Here is a 22,649-nt window from a genome sequence, read left to right on the forward strand (position 1 = left end):
GCCCCTGCACACCGTTAATTCGGGTGAGCAGGGGCTTTATGGTGTTATAACGCTGATGCTATAAGAATGAAGAGATTAAGGCATGAAGGTTTATTTTAACTCCAGCGCTTGCGCTCAAGCGAAGACAGGATCTGCAGCTCCTCCCTGTACTTTGCCACCGTTCTGCGGGAGATCCTGATGCCCTCCCCGGCGAGCAGCGCTGCCAATTGACTGTCCGAATACGGCCGGCTAACCTGCTCCGAACGGATGAGTTCCTTCAATCGAAGTTTAACCACTGATGCAGAAGCGGGATCTCCGCTTGCTGTCTCAATGCCTGTCGTAAAAAAGGACTTCAATTCGAATACCCCATGGGGTGTCTGAATATATTTCCCGCTAACGGCACGGCTCACCGTGGACTCATGCATGTCAATCCTCTCGGCAACGTTAGCCAGACTAAGCGGTTTCAGACCAGCGAGTCCTTCATGCAAAAAATGTACCTGCTCACTCATCACTGCCGTGAGAACACGCATCAAGGTCCTGCGCCGCAGCTGCACACTGCGGACAATGGCTCTCGCCTCCGCTGCCCGCGCCGACCAGACTTCGTCTGGAGCTCCATGCCTGATCCAGTGGGAACATGCTTCATTCATGGATACACGAAGGTTCCCTGCCGAATGGAGCCCGATATAAATCTCGCCATGCCGAAGTTCCACCATGCCATCCGGAATAATGTAATGAGGACGCTCTTGGCACCCAATGGAACGACAGGGTTTGGGGTCGAGCTGCGTAATGTAATTATACGCAGCCTGTGCCTCACGTGAGGATATACCTAGCCTGGTTCCCGCTTTCCCCGGATGGAAGGGCACGAGTTCCCCCAGTCCGGCCTGAACCATTTGCTCGGCATGGAGAGCGGCTGACGAATCCCGGCGGATCTGAAGCAGCAAGCACTCATGCAAGCTGCGTGCCCCAACGCCTGCAGGATCCAGCGACTGAAGAATATCCAATCCTGCTTGCAGCCCATCCACAGAGAAGCCGGATATCGATGACAATTCGGCGAAATCTATCGTCAGATAACCGTCACTATTGACACATCCCGCCAAATATTCAGCTGTTCCCTTCACCATAGGCGGGAGATCCAGCAAGCGAATCTGAGCAGACAGCAGCTGTTCAAGCGTTGGCTCATCACTTTTCACCTGCAGCAACGGGTCGTAGGAAGCGAACGTTCTCTGATTTCCTTTCCGCGGGAGGCGGACCAGCGGTGCAGCGTGCTCCTCCACTTCAAGTACCGGATTCTCTTCGGCTGCTTCCTGAAGATAACGGTTCAAGTCCTGACCGGACAACGTCAGCAAATGAATGGACTGTTTCATCTCTGGCGTCATGGACAGCCGAACACGCTGTTCCTGAACCAGCTGCATCTCCAGCATGATTCTCCCTCCTTCTGCGCGGATTGGAATTTGATTTATATTTTCCGGAAAAAGAGTACAAAAGTAAATGCTTTACTACAAGCATCAGCCGCTGTACGCCTCAATACTTTTCGGAAACCAGCTTCGCTTGTGTAAAGAGCAGCAGATAGTCTCTTCCGCCCGCTTTGGAGTCCGTACCTGACATGTTGAATCCGCCAAACGGATGCGTGCCAACCAAAGCACCTGTGCATTTCCGGTTAAAATACAAATTGCCAGCAAAAAACTCTCGTCTCGCCAGTTCCAGATGCGCACGATTCCGTGAAATGACTGCACCTGTTAAGCCATAATCCGTGTTGTTTGCAATATGAAGAGCTTCCTCAAACGTATCTGCCTTGATAAACGCGAGTACAGGTCCAAAAATCTCTTCCTGTGCAATGCGTGCCAGCGGGTCAACATCCGCGATAATCGTCGGTTCAATGAAATAGCCTTGGGCATCCCCTGTACCACCGCCCAACACAAGCCTGCCTTCGCCCTTGCCCACTTCGATATATTCATTAATCTTGGCATAAGCCTTGTCATCAATAACTGGTCCTACATGACTGCTTACCTCGAGCGGACTGCCCATCGTGAGCTTCTTCGTGCGCTCAATGACCTTTTGTAATACCTCATCATATACATCCTTATGAATAATGGCGCGGGAACACGCGGAACATTTCTGTCCAGAGAATCCGAATGCCGAAGCGGTAATGGAGTCCGCAGCCAGTTCCAGATCACTTTCGCTGTCCACAACGATCGAATCTTTACCGCCCATTTCTGCAATTACCCGTTTGATCCACTTTTGCCCTGGAGCTGTGCGAGCAGCCCGTTCGTTGATCCGCAGACCCACATCTCTCGAACCGGTGAAGCTGATAAAGCGAGTCAGCGCATGATCCACCAGATAATCGCCCACTTCGCTGCCCGGGCCTGGCAAGTAGTTCACTACGCCATCCGGCAATCCTGCTTCAGTGAGCAGTTCCATGAACTTGGCTGCGATCACCGGTGTCGTGCTGGCCGGCTTCAAGACAACTGTATTACCCGATACGAGCGCGGCAGAAGTCATGCCAGCCATAATGGCCAGCGGGAAGTTCCAAGGTGGAATGACAACCCCCACGCCAAGCGGGATATAGGTCAGTTCATTATCCTCGCCTGCAATCCGGGTCAGGGGCTGAGGTTCACTGAGACGCTGCATTTCTCTTGCGTAGAACTCCATAAAATCAATAGCTTCCGCTGTATCTGCATCTGCCTCCGGCCAAGTTTTGCCTGCTTCATACACCATCCATGCAGAGAATTCATGCTTGCGCAGGCGCATAAGCGCAGCTGCTTTGTACAGATATCGTGCGCGTTCATTTGGATCTGTATGTTTCCAGGTACGGAATGTTTCTGCTGCTGTCTGAATCGCCTGCTCTGCCAGCTCCTGATCTGCCTGAAAAATCGTTCCGATCACCTGATTCTTAGCCGCCGGGTTAACGGAGGTTAACGTGCGGCTGCTCGTTATGTTCTGCCCGCCGATAATAATGGAATATTCCTGTCCGAGCTCAGATTCCACCTTGCGAAGTGCGCTCTCAAAGGCTTCCTTGTTCGCTGGTACAGCAAAGGGCGTAAATGGTTCGTTAACAAAAGGGATATTCATGAATAATTCCTCCTTCAGGATGTTGGAATCACTGGCTGCTCGCCTGATTTACCATGCTATTTCACTCTCAGCCAATATATGTAGCAAGATCCGTGCCAACTCCGATGAAGAATGAATATTTTAATAAAATAAATGATCTGGCACGATTTTTGCTTTATTAAACGGCTATAAGAAGCATTGATCCCTAAGGAGGAAACTGGCGTGAGTATTGGAACGGAAATGTATCGTAAAACACTGCTGACCGTTGCAGGTAATAAAGCTGTGGAGAATCTGTCCATCAAATACGGTAAAAAGCTGGCAGGCAAGTTTATCGCTGGCAGCACTCTGGAAGAGGCACTGGAGGAGATTCGGGTCCTTAACAACAAAGGCATTATGGCCACACTGGATCATCTCGGGGAAGGCATCACAAGGTTGAGCGAAGCTGCCCTCTATCGTGATGAATATATAAGACTCGTGGAAGGCATAGCTCGCCAAGGAGCAGATTCCAACGTATCCCTGAAGCCAACCCAGATGGGCCTTGCGCTCGATCCGGAGGAGGGTTACCGGAATATCCGATCCGTAGCGGCACAGGCGAAGCTGCATGATCTGTTTGTCCGAATTGATATGGAGGACAGCCCATTCACCCAGGCTACGCTGGATATTGTCCGCCGCTTGCATGCAGAAGGACTTGATAACACGGGAACTGTACTGCAAGCCTATCTTCATCGTACCGAACAGGATACACGGCACATGATTCGTGAAGGCATTCGGCTTCGCCTCGTCAAAGGCGCTTACAAAGAGCCCGCAGCCGTGGCATATCAGAATGCTTCCGAAGTCATTGATCAATTCAAATCCATGATCCGCCAGCATCTGGATCAGGGTGTTTACACAGCGGTCGCTTCGCATGATGATCACATTATCTCGTGGACTAAACAGTATGCCAAGGACCGTGGCATATCCCCAGATGCGTTTGAATTCCAGATGCTGTACGGGCTGCGCATGAGCGAACAGGAACGACTTGCACGGGAAGGTTATCGCATTCGTTGTTATGTACCCTATGGAACGATGTGGTATCCGTATTACACTCGCCGCCTTGCCGAGAAGCCGGCCAATCTCTGGATGGTTGTCAAAAACATGTTTAGATAATCAGACTTTCCCTTTCCTGGTTCGATTGACCGGAGTGAAGCAAATATATGGAGCCATGTGAGCCCTGTTTTCTCAGGTCGCATGGTTTTTTTATCCCCTCTGTCATGCCCCCTTCCACACTGCTAATGTCTAAAAAATAAGAAACCCCAAATTGAAATGTCCAATATTTAAGACACTAATGATTGTTCAATAAATATTGACCACCATCAGTTCGGTGTCACATAACTTCACCTCCCTATGACTTCAAATGCTCAGACTATTTAGGGACAGTTGCGTAGAGAAGCAACCTATCCGTATGTAAGCGTATACTAATCTAATTGCTTTATTTATTATTTAATCCTCCCTATAACACCTACTACACCTCATGTCAAAAAATATATACACAACTTATTTGTGTCGCTATAATAGGGCTAACCATTCTTTATCGTTAAGATCACTTTATTGCTGCTCAACGATTCGCATTGCAAGTCATGGCACACAAGTGTCGTTTCTGATTATCATGCTCGAACCCGAGGTGAAACGGATGAAACATTTGCTTCCAGATGTAATGTCCCTGCTGCGGACAGACCTGAGTACGTTAAAGGATAGTACGCACTTGCCTGTTATTTCTTCGTCTACTGCACTCCCCGAGGCCATTTCCTATTTTAGCGAAAGCCCCCACCTGTTGATCCAGGATGAAGGCTCCCCTGTTGGATATATTGAAGTAACTGATGTTTTGCAGCACATGCTGCAAGCCTATCGCCTCATGGAGGCTTATTTTGAAACCACCATTGAAACGGCAGGTACAGCCCTTACCCTAATTAATGAAGAAGCGAAGGTGGCTTACTGGACTACGGATGCAGAGCGTGTTTTCTCCATTAACAAAGAAGACATTATCGGACAGCCGGCAGCAGACTTCTTCCCGCCTGATCGGCTTCAATCGCTCAAAACGTTATACACCGGCGATACGGTCTACCGTAAACAGCACCAGCCCCGTCCGGATCTGTTCGCTCTCATCAATGCACGTCCAGTGGTTCTTGATGGACGTATCGTGGGTGCAGTAGCTGCCGAAGTGGACATAACAACCGAAATCCGCCTGCATCAGGAACTATTACATATGACATCGAAAGTCCAGCACCTGGAGAAGGCCGTGGCGCGGCTTCGTCCGGATTCCGACCCGTTCGCGGGAATCAAAGGGAGTAGTCCGGTCATTAAGCAGTGTCTCGAGACCATACGCAAGATTAGTAGTACTTCAGCCACCGTGCTCATACTGGGTGAAAGCGGAACAGGCAAGGAGTTATTTGCCAAAGCCATTCATGACCTGCGCGAGTCGCCATCCGCGCCTTTTATCGCCATCAACTGCGGTGCGATTCCCGCTTCATTGTTCGAAAGTGAATTGTTTGGTTATGAAAAAGGGGCATTTTCCGGTGCTGATCCCAAAGGGAAAAAGGGGAAAATTGAACTGGCCGAAGGCGGTACGCTCTTCCTGGATGAGATCGGCGAAATGCCGCTGGAATTGCAGGTGAAGCTGCTGCGGGTCCTTCAGGAAAAAAGCTACTTCCCTGTTGGCGGAACACGCTTGAAACAGGCGAATTGCCGAATTATCGCTGCAACCAACCAGAATCTGCTGGGCATGATTGCCAAAAACCAGTTTCGGGAAGATCTATACTATCGCCTGAATGTCATCAATCTCATCATCCCTCCTCTGCGCATGCGCAAGGAAGATATATATGAACTGACCCAGACGTTCCTTCAGGAGTTCTCCCTGCTCTATAACCGTCACATTGAACTCGTTCCTCCCGAAGTATTCAAGCTGCTGTTCAGCTACGAATGGCCAGGTAATGTGCGGGAGCTTCGCAATGTGATAGAACGCATTACCATTCTTACAACGGATGGTGAGGTCAAGGCGGAATATTTGCCGGAATCCCTTACCTCATTGGTACAGCCCCGCTCCTCCACGGCGGATGAGACTGCATTGCTGCATGTCATACCGGTACAACCTACGCTCTCATCAACCGGCGAATCTCCGGATACCATTGCAAAAGGAAACGAGAGCGAATCCTTCAAAGTCTGCCCCCTGTCTTATCAGGAAAGGCTGGATTCATATGAAGCGAATCTCCTGCGTCAGTGTCTGATCTCGGCAGGTGGCAATAAGCGTACACTCGCCAGGCAGCTAGGCATCTCCAGAGCCACGCTCTATAACCGAATGAAGAGGCTTGGTCTATGACCAGCCTCTTCTGTATTTCATGATCCATATCGTTTATAACACTCGTGCAAGACGAATCAACGCGGTTCGCAAATGGCGGTAAAACGTGGCCCGGCTCATAGAGCAGGCCTGAGCTGCGGCCGTTGGATTACCCGCATGAGTCCAGTAAGCTGCATAGAGGAGCATCTGATCCTGCTGGGAAATTCCGTGTGCACGCCCCTCCAGAAGATCCAGCACATGCATCTGCAGCTGTATCCCGTCTCTCACACCACTCACCCGCGCAGCATACGTTTGCAGTTCACCCGGGGAGTGTAAATGCGCCAGCATTTTTCGCAAATCTGACTCAGACCACGGAACCCCATCCGCCCCCTCACTCGTTGCTTCATATGGCAGCCTGCTCCCTTGTTTCTCGGGATCCAGCAAGGACATCACCCATTCTCCAAATAATCCATTTCGCAAATCCAGGTCCATGACATCAGCCTGATCCTCATATCGGTCACAGATACGTGTACGCGTTCTTCTCATTCGAAAACCGATGCTCTGTAAAAACAGCTTCAGATTCGGATTGGTCGCCACCAGCATAACTCTTGCTCCATCACCCAGAAGGGATAGCCTGTCCAGCGACATGTAGCCCACGAGCTCTTCACGTCTGTATCCGGGTACGTTATCACGGGCAGCAGCCAGCACGGCATAATGAGTATCCGTCTGATCCGGGTCACACGCGAGTTCCTGCGGGCTAAAGCATTCCTTCATTTCCGCCGGAAAATATCTTAACAGCATCTCACTGCTCTCCCGGTGGACAAGTACCGTAATAAACATGGCAATAGGCTCCCCGTTCTGATCACGCATCAGCACAATTCCTTCAGGGTAACGCTGTGCCAGCTCATCCAGAAATGGGCGATAAGGCTCAGCCTGCCACGGCTCCACACTGTATTCGCACCATTCCTCCAATAAGCTGTGCAGCAAGGGCAGGTCCCCCTCTCGCATGACCTCCAGCGGTGAAAAGAGGGCCTCCGTGGATACATCCGCATATTTCCGATGCTGAAGCATGGATTCCTGACAGAGCAGGAGCATTCTCCGGGCAATCTGCCGCTGCTCATGTGGTCCCGCCTGTGCATGCAGGGGCAGTAACAAGCTCGCGATACGTACCCGCATGGCTTGCAGCCGCTGCGGTTCACGCTGACGAAAGTCCCGAAGCAGATGTACTCTGGCCAGATCATGCAGCGCCAGGCCATCCGGAACGGAGCGGATGAATGACATTCGCTTCAGCGCCAGATATTCGCCAAGCGTCACTTCCGTTTGCAGAACCGAGGATAACAATTCCTGATTGGCGGTTTCGAGCAGCGTGAGCACCTCAATCATGGGATGCAGACTTGGAAGCGTCAATTCGAGCAATAAGCGTGCACTGATCATATAGGATAGCTCGGCCCATTCCGCAAGAGGTGCGTTTCGCCGATGATCGGCAGCTTCCACCGCTAGGGCAAGTCCAAACGGATGCCCGTCCGTCATTCGTGCAATCGTACCTGCGATACTAATATTTATGAGTCCTGCACCAGCAATGTACTCCGATACTTCTTCATTTGTGAAATGCTGAAGCGGCATCTGCACCAAGTGCTGTCTCAAACGTGGATGCGTGCGCCATGCCGTAGCCGGTTCGGATCGTGAGGCCAGTATGATCAGCACTCCACTGGAGGAGAGTTTATTGACGAAAACCTCCATAAACCAACTTTCCAGCAAGGCAAGTTCTTCATAGTTATCCACCGCAATGACCAGTCTCTTGTGAACCGACGTCTCACTCAATCGGCTAAGTGGGCGGAGATGGCCCTCACTCCCCAGCGTTTCCAGTCCCAATGTCGAGGAGAGATACTCCAGAAAGACCGAGGGGGTTGAACCACAGGATCTGCCATCCATCCATATGGACGTAGCCCCCCGATTACGTGATACCGACAACATCTCCGAGAGCAGGGAGGATTTCCCGATCCCTCCCATTCCCGTTACCGAAAAAATGGTCAAAGGTGCTTCCGGATGGTTAAACCAGCGATCCAGAATCATTAATTCCTTGACTCGTCCTACAAAACGTTTGCCACGGTCATAGTGTCTATCGCTCTGTACCTCACTACTGTTTCCCATTTGAGCCCTCCGTACTAGATACTGGTACTTTTACGCTAAGCATTATCCAAATGCTCCATATACGCCATTCCCTTGCAAAATTGAGACTATATTGAGACGCACACTAACCTATGAAATGATAAAATTTTAAAAAAAGCCACATTATTGATGGCTCCGAACAGCATCATGCAAACGTTTAACACGGGGTACATACGCTTCATTTTCTATAATCTCTTACCTTTGCACAAACTTATTTAACTGTTCCGCCAATCAAGCAAACCATCTAGTCACATTTGTCTGTACCTGATGCTGAAGTACATAAGCACCTACCCATCTCAAACTTCTTGCTTCCCTTCCAAAACCATAATGATTCCAGGAAAGGCGGATTTGTGTGAGAAAAAAACTCGACATCTGTAATCTGAGCGGACAACTCGGAATCCAACATGAAAAGCTGGCTGATTGGTTGAAGGAACACGGATTTCTAACCCATGAGGCTGAGGCTCAGGGCCGCAATGATCAAACGTCATCTCCGTACCGATTGGCACCCCCCACCTCATTATCACTCGCTCCCTCAACAGGTCAACCCAAACTCTTTCGCGGCAGGCGTTCCATGTCCGGTCGTTCGATACTGCCGCAGCTACGTCCATCCCGCCGAATCGACAAAAACTGCTAAACCACACTCCGAGGCTTCCCACTATCAAGATTGATACGTCTGTTTATCCTCCATCATCGCGTAAGCAAGCAGCGCCATCTCCAGGCATATTCTTCTCCCCTGGTCCATATAACCAGGTCCCATCAGCTCTTCCAACTTCTCCAATCTGTTGTACAACGTCTGTCGATGTATAAATAATTGGGCAGCAGCGTCACGCTTGGAACCAAAATTCCGCAAGTAGGCTTCAAGCGTCTCCACAAGCTGGAGATGATGTGCACGGTCGTATTCGATCAGCACACCGAGATGATCTTCCACGAAGGGCTGAAGGAAGGATTGAGGCAGCGCCTTCAACATTTGATATATACCCATACGTTCGTAAAAGTAAATATGTTCCATCCGACTTACTGAACGTGACACCTCGATAACCTGATACGCTTCTTGAAGACTGTCCGGCATACCGGTCAAGCGGTTGCGAATTTTGCCAAACCCGGCATATATCGCAACCTGCTTCAGGTTACGGCTCGCAAAGCGTTTTACATCCCCAATAATGCTTTCGAGGGACCCAACCAGCTTATGGGAGGTGGATGCAGCACTCTCTTCCTTGGCACAGCACAGGTAGACCTGGTTATTTTTCAGCATGATCAAGCTCTGCAGATTGTTCTTCTTCAACAAGGATCTTAACAAAACAAGAATATCCTGATGATTCGCCTCCATCCGTTCACGTCCGGTCCCCCTCAGCTGATGCTCAATCTCAATCACTCCTCCTGCAAACCAGTACTGTCCCTTTACCAGCAATCGGAGCCCCATCCGGGTCTGTGCCTGTTCTTCCTGATGGATATGACCATTCATCAAGTCCTGAATTAATTCATTCTGATTGCGTACCATCTTCTCTTCGAGAAACTGGGAACGAAGCGTCAGTGCGGCTGCCGCCTTCGCCGTGTAATCAAGCAGCAATTTGAGATATTCCACTGGTGCAGAGGGATGCACCACCATGCCTACAGCTGAGAACACCTGACCAAAGCAGACCACCGGATGACACAGCAGCATGTGCTGCTCATCGATGCGAAACCATAGTTCGGTATCCGAATCGTTCAGATCCAAATGCTCTACTTCCTGTTCATACCAGGTATAGATGGCCTGCTCCATCTCCGGGGGAAGACCCGGGACAAAGCTGCCTGGCTCCATGGACGAAATATAGACAACCGGTTTGGCCGCGTATTCATGAAGCAGATGGAGTACGGCAGACATGTCGGTGCTCTGCAGTGTCCGCTGCTGAAGCTGACGGGAGTATGCCTCCAGACTCTTCAGCAGCTGATGCTGATGATTAATGAGCAGAGCATGAATATCCTGCGTAATCTCCACGAACCTTACTGGCTGTTCGAATACAATCAGCGGAAACTGATGTTGATCCGCCAGTTCAATTAATTGTTCGGGAATGCCATGAATGCTGGTGCCAAACTCCACACACAATCCTGCCGCGTCACTATGAATCAGCTGGAGCAAATATTCTTCACGCCCCTCTTCCGATTGAAGCCACAGCCCTGTGGATAATATAAGATCATGGGGGCTGACATACGGAGAGACATTGGTAATCTCCAATACATGAACCCATCCAACCTTACGGGATGTTCCCCCGCTTCCTGCAACCAGACGCGCTCTGGCAAAGACAGGGCGTGCCAACAGATCCTTTATCGTAAACACACGATCATTTCTCAATATCGATCCCTCGTAATGTTATTTTTTCTTACATTATAATTCATGGACAAATGTCCTGAACAGCCCTTTTCGACATAATGTTGATTGATTTCCTTGAAACATAGACATTAAGTAAGGTGCAAAACAGTTACTCAGGTCATAAACTTGTAGTATAAGTTGACAACCATTAAATGGACGAGGTGCATGGGCATGAGAATCGGTATCCCAAAAGAAATCAAAAACAATGAAAACCGTGTAGCCATAACCCCTGCAGGAACGGCTGATTTTGTCAGAGCAGGGCATCAAGTCATGATTGAACAGGGTGCAGGATTGGGCAGCGGATTCACAGACAGCGAGTATGAGGCTGCCGGAGCAGTCATTCAGACTCAAGCCCAATCCGTTTGGTCGGAAGCTGACATGATTATCAAGGTCAAAGAACCTCTGGCGAGTGAATATAGCTATTTTCGTCCAGGGCTGATTCTCTTCACCTATCTGCACCTGGCGGCAGAACCGGAACTGGCGAAGGCTCTTGTTCAGAGCAGGGTAACTGCCATTGCATATGAGACTCTGGAGGTAAATGGTACCCTTCCCTTGCTGACCCCAATGAGTGAAGTGGCAGGACGGATGTCGGCACAGATCGGGGCACAGCTGCTGGAGAAAACCGAAGGTGGCAAAGGCATTCTGTTATCCGGCGTGCCTGGTGTCAGCCGCGGCAAGGTGGCCATCATCGGCGGTGGTACGGTCGGTACCAATGCGGCCAAAATTGCGATTGGTCTCGGAGCGGACGTGACCATCCTCGACCTGAATCTGAATCGCCTGCGCCAGCTGGATGACATATTCGGCAACCAGATCCATACGCTGGTATCCAGTGCATCCAACATCGCGGCTGCGGTCGCTGAAGCGGATCTGCTGATCTGCGCGGTGCTGATTCCCGGCGCCAAGGCGCCGAAACTCGTCAGCGAACAGATGGTCAAGACCATGGCACCCGGTTCGGTCATTGTGGATGTCGCTATTGATCAGGGTGGAATTGTAGAGACCATTGATCATATTACGACCCACGATGAACCGACTTACGTGAAGCATGGTGTCGTGCATTACGCGGTAGCGAACATGCCTGGCGCGGTGCCGCGCACATCCACGGTGGCGCTGACTAACGCCACCATGCCTTATGCGCTGCAGCTGGCCAACCATGGTGCAGCCTCCGCGATTCGCGGCAGTGCATCCATTCGCAGCGCGGTCAACGTGCTGAATGGACATATCACGTATGAGGCGGTGGCCCGGGATCTCGGGCATGCCTATGTCCCTGCAGGACAGGCGCTGGAGCACCCCGCCGCTGTCCAGTAATCTGTATATGATCGTTCCACCGGGCGCCTTGCCTTTCTCGCCTGTGGAACGAACAGAAGCGCCAGCCCGGGCATAGGTAGTCCGGACTGGCGCTTCTCGGTTTATTTTGCATGAAATAAGTTCTACTAGGGTTATAAGTTCCGGCTTCTGAGATATTCCAACGTTCAAACGGCCCGCTCACTGCACACCTCGCGAAAGTTACAATCCCTGCACGCACGACGTGAAGGCATCGGAGTAAAGTACGACATGTCTTTGGGACGATTATGATACTCATCTGCCACGCAGGAACGCATCTCCTCAATGTATCTCCCCACATTGTCTTCGACCTTCTGCAGTTCCTCTTCGGTCGGCGTAAACTCGCGATGTGTCCCGGTCAACAGGTACTCCACTCGCAGCTCAATCTGCTCCAGCGGCACCCGGTAATGGTCCCTGACATACGCGGCGTACAGCATGAGCTGGTCCGTAAAATCATCCTCCTTGCCCGTCTTCCAGTCCACAATTACAATGTTGCCGTTGCTGCGGCGATACAACAAGTCCATCTTCACGTATACTCGCGTATCATGCAGAATCATGGTGTCCCATTTCTCAATCTCCAAAATATCCGTACTCGCCCGGGACAGATCTTCCCAAGTAAGAGTCTGATACATATGGCTTACACACGCCGAAGCTCGCTCCTTAATCGTTGCAATTCGGTCATTCAGCGTGTCATCTCCGTAGTAGATCTCGGATAGCATCACCCGATTCTTCGGGTCCAGACGCCACTGATCCTGATCCATTGATTCCACATAGGCCTGATTAAGCAGCTTGCGCATCGTTTGTTCCAGAAAAGATTCACGCGGCTTGTCTTTGCCTTCCTCCCTGCTGCGGACTGCTGACTCACACATCCGGTGTGCGAGGTCACCAAAAACGAGGTATAGATTGCTGAGCTGTTTCAATCGGTACAGACGGACCTGCATCTCATCAGCCGATTCTGCCTTCCAGCCGTTATGGGCTCCGTAATAATGATAATAATATTTGCGCAGGCACTCATCGAACATGCTTGCCCGCGACTGCGAATACGACCACTGCGGGTATTGTGCCATAAGCTGTTCTGCCTTTCTGTATACCGGATCTGTATGAGATCCCTTGATGCTCACAGTATATAGGATGGGATGAAAATGCCGCAAGCTGTCCTGTGTATTTTGTACTGAACGCAACCGTTTCCGATTCGGAGCGTAACGTTTATATAGTATCATCACCAAAAGATGAAATGGCGAAGCAAAACGCATAATATACTAAATAGAGGACAGGATGTTGCAGTTATATAAGATGCATCAAAAAATTCACACGATTACGAAGAGGGCAGAATAAATCTGGAAAAGCGGAGCTAAAAGCTTTCTGAAAGAAAGCTGCATCGAAAGCATAAACTTCGCATTTATCACCGGATTTCCCCTTATTGAAAGGGATAGAAGAAATCTGGGGATAACAGCGATTGGAAGATTGTTCTGAACGCGGAGTAGACTTGTGTAACCTAATCGATTCATCTTATATGGAAAATCATGTACAGGCATATCCTAAAAGGAGGCACCACCCATGAATCGACCGGATTGGTTCCAGGCGGAAATGGCTTTGCAACAGATCCAGGTCATTGGCAGCGACCGAAATGAGCTGGTGAATATCATCGGCCATGCAGAAGGAATCCATTGCATCGGAACAGGTACGGATGCGGCTGTTTTTACGTACGATGGCTTGCCCCAATATGCATTCAAAGTGTATTCGGATCACGCCCTGGAGAAACTGGAGAACGAGAAGCGGGTCTATGAACAGCTGCGTGGATTACCCTACTTCCCCACCTATTACGGCTGTGGTCGAAATATTCTGGTCATCAGTTATGAACCCGGAGATACACTGCTGGAGTGTCTGGAAAAAGGAATTCCGGTTCCCGAACAGGTGATGACAGATGTGGACGAAGCGCGGTCAGCTGTACGCAGCCGTGGCCTCAACCCACGGGATATTCACCTCAAAAATGTACTTCTTCAGAACGGACGCGCGAAGGTTCTGGATGTCTCGGAGTACATTAAGGAAGGCAATGATAACCGGTGGGAGCATCTCGTCTGGGCGTATCACAACATTTATCCAAGAATCAAAGGCACGCCCATTTCCCCGCGTATGCTGCAAACGATCAAATGGGGCTACAATCAGCTGGATCAGGCCAATCTCAAGATGGACGACCTATCCAAGAAAGCAAATCGTCTATTCGCCAGGTTTATGAAATAAAAAAGGTTACTCTCACAACAATGTACTTTCACGGAACATATTCTTCGGTATCCATAATAAAACCCGGTCATCCCCACGAAGGGTGAGAACCGGGTTTTATTTGTAATATACAACATTGTAAAGGAAATTATCATCTGAGTCTTATATGCCGCAGCTTATCCGGATTCCGGATCATATAAATTTCTTGAACGAGGTTATTTCTTATAGCTAGGCTGACTACCGTTGGGGAAGCCTCATTGGGGACCTGTATCAGAAGACCATGTTGTCCGTTGATTCTAACCACCCGTACCGATCCCAGGCTGTCTCCCTTGGCTACAAGACCTCCAATGAATGCAATGACGCGTTGACTGGATACAATCGGCTTCACAGCTGCCGTGATTTTGCCACCACCATCACTATACAGCGCAACATCATCTGAGAGAAGCTGGAAAAGCTCAGCCATATCGCCCGTCGACGCAGCCTGAAGAAAACGCCGTGTCAACTGCTCGGTTTTCGCATTGGGAACCCATTCAATTTCGAATTCGTTCTCCATTTTTTGTTTGAGACGACTGAAAATTTTACGACATCCCGTCTCGGTTTTACCAAGAAAGTCTGCGATAACATCGTATTCAAATACGAATGCCTCTCGCAAAATAAATACCGCTCGCTCGACAGGGGTCAACCGTTCAAGCATAACAAGAAAGGCGTAAGAGATCGTATCTTCCAGCTCAATCGTCTGAAATGGATCCATTCCCTCTGCTCGGGTTGATGCTGGGATGATCGTATATTCTTGCAACAAGGGCTCCGGCAACCAGGGACCGATGTACACTTCTCTCTGTGCCTTGGCTGACTTCATATAATCAAGACAGCGGTTCGTAACGATTTTGCATAAGTAAGCCTTCAGATCGCGAATGTGTCCTTCATCCTGATGTATGGCCTTCTGCTGCAAGGTCACAAAAGTGTCCTGCACCAAATCCTCGGCATGGGTGACCGATCCCAGCATACGATAAGCGATAGAAAACAGAAGAGCTCTGTATCTACTGTATACTTCATCAAGTTCCATCCTGTGCCTCCTCTGTTTAGATGTCTGTATCTGCCAATATCATCCGAGCAGCTTCACGTGCACTGGCCAGCGAAGCATGAACCAGCATCCCCTCACTCCCAACCCAATCACCAGCAACATAGATTCCCGGGCGACCCTTGACCCTCGGGCCTGGCCTCCCCGGGAGACCGCCCGTTACAGCGGCCGGAATGGCATGGGTAACCAGCATTCGTGGCAGAAGCCGCTTCCGGACAACATGCTCTCGCCAGCCTGATTGAATGCAATCCAGAAATCTAGTCAGCTCGTATTCATCCCTTTTGGGATCGGAATGCCCTGTTGCTGGTAAATACTTCATGACGTGTACAACGTTACGTTCGGAGTGAATGGATAATGAAGCCGTAGCAGAATGATTAGAATAATACCAAGGGGCGTCGGCACCCAGAACAAAGGTCGTTTTGGGATTCGGCATCCCTGTCACAACCAGATCCAGACACGCTGCATAAACTGGAACAAGCTGCCTGTAGATTGCTTCTTCGGTGATAGTAAGTGTAGGATTCAAAAAAGCCAATGTACTCCTTGGCCCAGTAGTGGAGATGATATTGCGAGAAATAAGACGGGATTCATCCTTAAGTTTAATCTCAATCCGAGGCTTAGTGCCATGGACTTCTAGTACGGGGACACCGCTACGGACGGATACGCCAGCTTGCTGAGCCCGCGTAGTCAATTGATTGACAAGAGACTGCCATCCTCCGTTTACATACAACACCCGACTCTGTTTAAGCTGATTAATTACAGCTCCAGCACTTATCAGATCAGGGGCATCGCAATACGTGCTTAACCGAACAAGCGCAAGCACAATACGCTGCGCACACAGGCTAGGCACTATTTTATCCAAATACTCCTGCAAACTGACATTGTTCAGAGAAGATACATCCGCTCTATTCAGAGACCAATAGAAGCCAAGCAGCTGATATTTTTCTCTACTATTCAGGCGCGAACCGAACAACAAACGCAACAATGAAACGTTCATACCCAGACTATTTTCTCCGTCAAAAACCAAGCTACCCGGCGGTTTGGGTGCCATTCCATCAGGAATTACACCTATGTCTCGCAAAATGGGGAGTGCGCTTCTATTCAGCGCATGAGCACCCAAGTTAACTTGGGCATCTGCCAGATCAGTAGAAGCAGCACGGCCTCCCGGATTTTCCCCTTTTTCCAGCAATAGCACTTTTTGTCCGGCCCGGGCCAGATATATAGAAGCAGTTAATCCAGCGATACCTGCTCCAATAATAACAGTGTCCCACATGAAATCATTGGCATTGTATCTCACGTCATATCAATCCCTTCTATTGGATACACATATGACGATTAGAGCCGTTATTTTGTGACCAAAATCATTCCCTTCATCCTTTCCGGTTCAACCGTCCTTCGGAAGGGGTCATTCCCTTATACTGTTTATACAGTTTTGTAAAATAATTGGCATTGTCACACCCCACTCTGGCAGCAATCTCGGTAATGGTCAGATTGCTGCTTCGCAGCAGGTGTTCTGCTTCGGTCATCCGGCATCCGTTCACGTATTCGACGAAGGTGCGGCCCGTCAATTTCTTGAACATTTTGCAAAAGTGATATGTATTCAGCCCCACCTGACTTGCCGCTTCGGTCACGGATATCTTCTCCGCCGCATTGGCTTCAATTTGCTCGATCAGTTGTTTGAACCGTTCACGGTTCGGGAAATAAGAACCTGTTGTTTTTCCCGGCAGCTGCTGGGGCATAAAGGTACGAGCCAGCATGGTAAACAGGGCGTGCAGCTTGGACTTAGCCACAAGCTGGTAGGCAGGTGGCTGTTTAACCATCTCCTCAATCGCATCATAGATTAGGGAGTAGTAGTCCAGGCAGATTTTGTCCTGCTCCGCCGGCTTCACCGGAAAGCGAATCCGTCCCTCCAGATAAGGAGCCACGTACTGCAGATGCAGCGGATCATGTGTGAAATCATGGAATAACGCCGCATTGACAACAACCGAATCATACTCCACATCCCCCTCTTCCAGGGCATAACCCACATGAAGCGTCCCTCCCGGAATAACAAGCACCTCGCCAGGCCCGGCCGTGTATGGTCTGCTGTCGATATGAAATACGGCGTGACCCTTGCGCATGGCAATCAGTTCAAAGTGTTCATGCCAGTGCAAATACATGATACACTCCTCCGCTTTCATATCGGAGCAGCGATTCTGAAACAGCTGAAATGGATGTGATTTATGGTCAATTCGGGTATTTTCGTGAAGCGCTTTCAGATCCAGCACGACCTCTTCCCCCTCCTCACAAAATCGGACTAATATTGCACAAGATTGTATAGAGCCATGCAGCAGATGCGCGGCTATAATGAGTGTGTCACGAAGTACTATAAGCCAATATTGGAGTGAAATACAACCATGAAAAATCAATTACGCATCGGTACCCTCGTGGGTGGAGCGGATGCTGTCCGCGTGATCCCTCAGATCATGAAACACGGTTTCGAGTCATTCAATCTGACCTTCTGGCAAACCACGGGTGAACTGGATCTTGCCGAAACAGCCAAGCGCGTACGCGAGCTGGTCGACGAACATGATATTAAAATTTCTGCACTCAGTGTTTTCGGCAACCCGCTCACCGGGGCCGGAGACAACGCAGACACACTGGCAAGCTGGGAACGGGTTATTGATCATGCCCAGCTGTTCGGCGCAGACATTGTCTCGGGGTTCACGGGACGACTAACGAATCAGCCCATTGACGAGTCCATCCCGCGGTTCAAGGAGGTCTTTGGGGAACTGGCACGCCGGGCGGCGGACCGGGGAGTACGGATTGCTTTTGAAAACTGTGATATGGGTGGAACCTGGCAAACGGGCGACTGGAATATTGCACATAATCCGACAGCTTGGGAAATGATGTTCAATGCTGTTCCGGAAGAAAACATCGGCCTGGAATGGGAGCCTTGCCATCAGATGTCCAGCCTCATCGATCCGATACCTCAGCTTCGCAAATGGGCGCATAAAGTGTTCCACGTGCATGGCAAAGACGCAACCATTGCCTGGGATATCGTCAAGGAATATGGGGTTCATGGTCCGCATGAATATGTCTGGCATCGTACGCCCGGCTTCGGAGATACCAATTGGTCCGACATTATCACCATTCTGCGGCAAAACGGTTACCAGGGAACGATCGACATTGAAGGCTGGCATGATCCGGTATACAAAGATGAATTGGAAATGACAGGGCAGGTGCATGCTCTGCGCTATCTGAAACAATGCCGCGGCGGGGATTTTGTGCCCAATCCGGAATAAGGAGATGATCGAGTGAGTCAGCAACATCGAGTGCTTGTCGCCGGCTGCGGTGCCATGGCCAACACCTGGGTCGATTACGCCATGCAAAGACCGGACACGGAGATCGTAGGGCTTGTCGATCTGCAAGAACAAAATGCTATGGCCCTGGCTGCACGCCATGGTCTCTCCTGTCCTACATATACGGATATCGCTGAGGCCATCCAAGCTACAGAAGCCAACATCGTATTCGATGTCACGATTCCCGCAAGTCATTATGGCATTGCCATGACAGCCTTGCAGCAGGGCTGCCATGTATTCGGCGAAAAGCCGCTGGCAGAAACCTTCGCGGAGTGCGGGGATATCGTCCAGACTGCTCGCAAAACAGGCCGCATCCAGGCCGTGATGCAGAATCGCCGCTTCGACCCTCGAATCCGTGCCTTTCGGGAGCTCATTGAAGGAGGCACCATTGGTAAGGTCGGTTATGCTGGGGCAGACTTCTTTCTCGGACCCCACTTTGGCGGATTCCGGGATATGATGGACAGTCCGCTGCTGCTGGACATGGCGATTCATACGTTTGATCAGGCCAGACTTATTCTTGGAGCCAATCCGGTATCGGTCTATTGTCACGAATTCAACCCTCCAGGCTCCTGGTACACAGGCAATGCGATGGCGCTATGTATCTTCGAAATGTCCGACGGCTCCGTATTCAATTACCGCGGGTCCTGGTGCGCAGAAGGCGCCCCAACCTCGTGGGAAGCATCATGGCGTGTAACCGGGGAAAAAGGTACGGCCATCTGGGATGGACATGATGACATTTATGCAGATATCGTTGCTGCAGAGCACCAGGATGCAAGCGGTAAACCTTCCTTCTTCCAGCCTTCAGAGCGAATCGAAGGACAGCTGCCTGTCATGGAGAAAAGCGGACATCACGGCTGCCTCGAAGACATGTTTGCTGCGCTGGAATCCGGGAGATTGCCCGAAACGGATTGCAGCGACAATCAGTTTAGCATGGCGATGGTGCTCGCTTCCCTCGAGAGTGCCCGCACCGGACAGAAAGTGCTCATCGCTGATCTGATGCAAAACATGTAGAGAGCGCTTCATAAGCACCCAAGCCAGCCCAACCCGCAAATCCGAGCGAGTTGAGCTGGCTTGGTTAGTATTTTGCAGCATCTTTACAGAATGAAAAAGGAGATGAGAAAATCCGGGGATAGCAGCAATCGAAAAATGGTAATGCAATCGGAGCTTTTGAGTGTAACTGTATAACCTTTGATACCCCTCTATAAAATTCCTTTTTGCATGGCTTTGTACACGAGCTGCGAGAACAGGCTGTTGGACCAGGCAAACCAGGGTCTTGTAAATGTATCGGGATCATCTGCATGAAAGCCTTCATGCATGAACCCGGTTCCTGCGTCTGTCTTTTCCAAAAGTTCAATCATCTCCAGCATTTCCTCATCATTATCCGCGGTCAGTCCCTGCATGGACAGTGCCATATGCCAGATGTATCCCGGCGGGGTGTGCGGGCTTCCGATCCCTTTGGCTGCTTGGCCTTCATAATAGAACGGATTCTCCTTACTCAGAATAAACCTGCGTGTATTCTGGTACACAGTATCCTCCACGGGTGCATATTCCAAATAAGGAATAGACATTAGTCCAGGCGTACCCGCATCATCCATCAGGCAATGATTGCCGTATCCGTCTGTTTCGTAGGCATAGATTCGTCCATAGACCGGATGATTGTATATGCCGTAGAGAGAGATTCCATGGCGAATCTCTTCTTCAAGCCGCGCCATTTCGCTAACCAATCGTTCGTCCCGGAATACCCATTTGGCGATCTCCCCCATCTGGCGTAAGGTCACCGCAGCGAACATATTCGCGGGGATGTTATAGTGGAAATCACAGGCATCATCGCTCGGACGGAAACCCGACCAGATCATTCCTGTGTAGTTCACAGGCATTCCCATTCCCGCATTACGCATCGTATCATGGGCTGGACAATTGCGGCGCATAAACCGATATGGCGATTGCTCGGCATGGTGCTGCTCCGTTTGCCAGAGGTGAACTACTCTCTCCATCACCCTTTTGAAGCGTTCATCAAAAATATCCGTTAATTCCGTCTCACGCCAATACGCATAGGCCAGCTTCATCGAGAAGCAGAGGGAATCCAGTTCGAATTTACGTTCCCATACCCATGGCGACATCTCTGTTTCATCATTGGCATCCCAGTGCCAGCCGTTGGCTGTTTCGTTGAATGCATTGGCATACACATCAATGTCAGCATAGAACATATGGCGTTTGATCAGACCGCCGATAATTCGTTGTAATGCTGCATCGTCCTTCGCAAGTGGCACATAATGCATGACTTGCTCCACAGAATCACGCAGCCACATGGCTGGGATATCACCTGTAATGACAAACGTTGTTCCGTCATCAAGCAGTTTGGTCGTCGTCTCGAGCGTACTCGGGAAGCAGTTGCGGAACTGCGCGAGCAATCTCGGTCTGTGCTGCAGCTTCTTGTCCGCCTCCGCCAGAATATCTTGCACTGCCTGCGGCAATTCCAGATGCGGCATGGGAATCTTCGGTAATCTGAACTGTTCCATGGGCGTAGTCTCCTTCGACATGAAGTGTGGTTGTGGTGTTTGGATATGGCTGATCTGTTTCTCTCCAAATCCGGCATATCCTTTTAGGCATATTTGATTATTGTTATTTTTGTTATCATAATATATAATAACGTTATTAAATGTAGTGTACTGTGAGTTGGTAAATGTCGTCAATTCGCAATTGCTATAATTGTTACGAATTCAATTTCTAAATTTATATTTTGTTTACATATGAAGGAGTCATGAACATGTCCCGCAAAGTATCCATTCAGACGCTGGCTGACCAACTTGGATTATCAAAATATGCCGTTTCCCGTGCACTCAGTGGCAAGACAGGAGTCAGCGAGTCTACCCGCGCCCGTGTGCTTGAACTCGCGAGAGCTCTGGGTTATCGCCAAAATACACCCGGAAGCACCGGTGTCTCCGCTGCTGCAGACCAATCCGAACCGCCATTCGCGCTCATCTGCATGAATCAGCTAAACCGCGGGGAGCCTCACTACTGGCAGCGGGTGCTGTCCGGCATGATCTCAGGCTGTAATGAACGGGGATGGCATCACGCAATTGTATCTCCTTCACTTGGTACGGGGGACGAACATACGCCACCGGAACGGGCCATTGCTCCCCATCTGGACTGGGAACGATGTGCGGGTGTCATTGTTATGGGCGCCTTTCCTCATGCCGTTCTGCAGCGGCTGGCTCAGACCGGCCGTCCCATCGTGCTGGTGGATCATCAGGAACCGCTCCTGAACTGTGATACGATCAGCCATGATAATCTGGAGGCAGGCATCACCGTTGTGCAGTATCTACTGTCCCTGCAATCCCGCAGAATCGGGTTAATCACGGACGATGGCCGTGCGGCCAGCTTCGCACAGCGCAAGATCGGCATGGAACTGGCATTGAATCATTTTCATACCGGCCACGGTCAAGCTGCCACATTCCGGGAATGGAATGTTCCTTATGAGCAAGGGGAGTGGGTAGACCAGCTCGCAGCCGAAATCAAAAACATGCCGGAGCATGAACGACCCGATGCCTGGATTGGGGTGAATGATGATATTGCCCTGCAATGGATGAACAAATTGCAGGAGATCGGAATCTCCACACCTCAAGACTGCCTCGTGATTGGCATTGATAACGTCCACTCTGCCGCAACGTCTTCCCCACCTTTGACAACAGTCAACCTGTGCAAGGAAGAACTAGGGCAGCGGGCCATTGAAGCTTTACAGAGACGAATTGAACGTCCTGGGACACCGAAAGAAACCGTCATGCTTGCCACTTCCCTTATTCCGCGTGAATCGGCTTAGCTTAATGTGTGCCCCCCCTT

17 protein-coding genes are annotated in these 22,649 nt (G+C 50.2%); 8 read left to right on the forward strand and 9 right to left on the reverse strand.

What is annotated here, in order from left to right; all coding sequences use genetic code 11:
- Positions 1–95: 95 nt before the first annotated feature.
- On the reverse strand, positions 96–1,400 hold the full coding sequence (rpoN, locus tag AC3WQ3_RS09685; protein ID WP_492472106.1) for an RNA polymerase factor sigma-54: 1,305 nt from the start codon (positions 1,398–1,400) through the stop codon (positions 96–98).
- Between the two features lie 100 nt (positions 1,401–1,500).
- Positions 1,501–3,048, reverse strand: coding sequence for an L-glutamate gamma-semialdehyde dehydrogenase (gene pruA / locus AC3WQ3_RS09690; RefSeq protein WP_492472107.1), 1,548 nt, complete (start codon positions 3,046–3,048; stop codon positions 1,501–1,503).
- Positions 3,049–3,249: 201 nt separating this feature from the next.
- Here pruA and AC3WQ3_RS09695 point away from each other — a divergent pair, with 201 nt between their 5' ends.
- Together AC3WQ3_RS09695 and AC3WQ3_RS09700 are read left to right on the forward strand one after the other, a co-directional pair.
- Positions 3,250–4,173, forward strand: a complete 924-nt coding sequence (locus tag AC3WQ3_RS09695) for a proline dehydrogenase family protein (RefSeq protein WP_492472108.1) — start codon at positions 3,250–3,252, stop codon at positions 4,171–4,173.
- Between the two features lie 499 nt (positions 4,174–4,672).
- Positions 4,673–6,379, forward strand: a complete 1,707-nt coding sequence (locus tag AC3WQ3_RS09700) for a sigma-54 interaction domain-containing protein (protein ID WP_492472109.1) — start codon at positions 4,673–4,675, stop codon at positions 6,377–6,379.
- Between the two features lie 33 nt (positions 6,380–6,412).
- Here AC3WQ3_RS09700 and AC3WQ3_RS09705 read toward each other — a convergent pair whose 3' ends face one another.
- Positions 6,413–8,488 carry an nSTAND1 domain-containing NTPase gene (locus tag AC3WQ3_RS09705; protein WP_492472110.1) on the reverse strand — a complete coding sequence of 692 codons (2,076 nt, stop codon included), beginning with the start codon at positions 8,486–8,488 and terminating at the stop codon, positions 6,413–6,415.
- Between the two features lie 370 nt (positions 8,489–8,858).
- On the opposite strand from AC3WQ3_RS09705, the gene AC3WQ3_RS09710 reads away from it, so the two are divergent.
- The gene (locus tag AC3WQ3_RS09710; protein ID WP_492472111.1) at positions 8,859–9,140 is read left to right on the forward strand and encodes a hypothetical protein; all 282 of its coding nucleotides are present in this window, start codon (positions 8,859–8,861) and stop codon (positions 9,138–9,140) included.
- A 24-nt stretch (positions 9,141–9,164) separates the two neighbouring features.
- Here AC3WQ3_RS09710 and AC3WQ3_RS09715 read toward each other — a convergent pair whose 3' ends face one another.
- On the reverse strand, positions 9,165–10,835 hold the full coding sequence (locus tag AC3WQ3_RS09715) for a PucR family transcriptional regulator (protein WP_492472112.1): 1,671 nt from the start codon (positions 10,833–10,835) through the stop codon (positions 9,165–9,167).
- A gap of 189 nt (positions 10,836–11,024) precedes the next feature.
- Here AC3WQ3_RS09715 and ald point away from each other — a divergent pair, with 189 nt between their 5' ends.
- Positions 11,025–12,158, forward strand: coding sequence for an alanine dehydrogenase (gene ald, locus AC3WQ3_RS09720; RefSeq protein WP_492472113.1), 1,134 nt, complete (start codon positions 11,025–11,027; stop codon positions 12,156–12,158).
- A gap of 164 nt (positions 12,159–12,322) precedes the next feature.
- Here the strand turns inward: ald and AC3WQ3_RS09725 are convergent, their stop codons facing one another.
- Positions 12,323–13,240: a PD-(D/E)XK nuclease family protein gene (locus AC3WQ3_RS09725; protein ID WP_336781200.1), complete on the reverse strand. Its 918-nt coding sequence runs from the start codon at positions 13,238–13,240 to the stop codon at positions 12,323–12,325.
- Positions 13,241–13,730: 490 nt separating this feature from the next.
- Between AC3WQ3_RS09725 and AC3WQ3_RS09730 the strand changes: the two genes are divergently transcribed.
- On the forward strand, positions 13,731–14,414 hold the full coding sequence (locus AC3WQ3_RS09730) for a serine/threonine-protein kinase (protein ID WP_153977197.1): 684 nt from the start codon (positions 13,731–13,733) through the stop codon (positions 14,412–14,414).
- Positions 14,415–14,544: 130 nt separating this feature from the next.
- On the opposite strand, the gene AC3WQ3_RS09735 is transcribed toward AC3WQ3_RS09730, so the two are convergent.
- From AC3WQ3_RS09735 to AC3WQ3_RS09745, 3 genes are all read right to left on the reverse strand, one after another.
- Positions 14,545–15,456, reverse strand: a complete 912-nt coding sequence (locus AC3WQ3_RS09735) for an RNA polymerase sigma-70 factor (protein WP_492472114.1) — start codon at positions 15,454–15,456, stop codon at positions 14,545–14,547.
- Positions 15,457–15,472: 16 nt separating this feature from the next.
- Complete coding sequence (locus AC3WQ3_RS09740) at positions 15,473–16,741, reverse strand: phytoene desaturase family protein (RefSeq protein ID WP_492472115.1); 1,269 nt, start codon at positions 16,739–16,741, stop codon at positions 15,473–15,475.
- Positions 16,742–16,838: 97 nt separating this feature from the next.
- Positions 16,839–17,735 carry an AraC family transcriptional regulator gene (locus AC3WQ3_RS09745; protein WP_154892722.1) on the reverse strand — a complete coding sequence of 299 codons (897 nt, stop codon included), beginning with the start codon at positions 17,733–17,735 and terminating at the stop codon, positions 16,839–16,841.
- Positions 17,736–17,864: 129 nt separating this feature from the next.
- On the opposite strand from AC3WQ3_RS09745, the gene AC3WQ3_RS09750 reads away from it, so the two are divergent.
- A complete protein-coding gene (locus AC3WQ3_RS09750; protein WP_154892723.1) occupies positions 17,865–18,752 on the forward strand; it encodes a TIM barrel protein in 888 nt (295 codons plus the stop codon).
- A gap of 12 nt (positions 18,753–18,764) precedes the next feature.
- The gene (locus AC3WQ3_RS09755; RefSeq protein WP_492472116.1) at positions 18,765–19,820 is read left to right on the forward strand and encodes a Gfo/Idh/MocA family protein; all 1,056 of its coding nucleotides are present in this window, start codon (positions 18,765–18,767) and stop codon (positions 19,818–19,820) included.
- 188 nt (positions 19,821–20,008) lie between these two features.
- Here the strand turns inward: AC3WQ3_RS09755 and AC3WQ3_RS09760 are convergent, their stop codons facing one another.
- Complete coding sequence (locus AC3WQ3_RS09760) at positions 20,009–21,328, reverse strand: glycoside hydrolase family 125 protein (protein WP_492472117.1); 1,320 nt, start codon at positions 21,326–21,328, stop codon at positions 20,009–20,011.
- 248 nt (positions 21,329–21,576) lie between these two features.
- On the opposite strand from AC3WQ3_RS09760, the gene AC3WQ3_RS09765 reads away from it, so the two are divergent.
- Positions 21,577–22,629, forward strand: a complete 1,053-nt coding sequence (locus AC3WQ3_RS09765; RefSeq protein ID WP_492472118.1) for a LacI family DNA-binding transcriptional regulator — start codon at positions 21,577–21,579, stop codon at positions 22,627–22,629.
- Positions 22,630–22,649 lie beyond the last annotated feature (20 nt).

The sequence above is a fragment of the Paenibacillus sp. FW104-T2 genome (genome assembly GCF_058789975.1).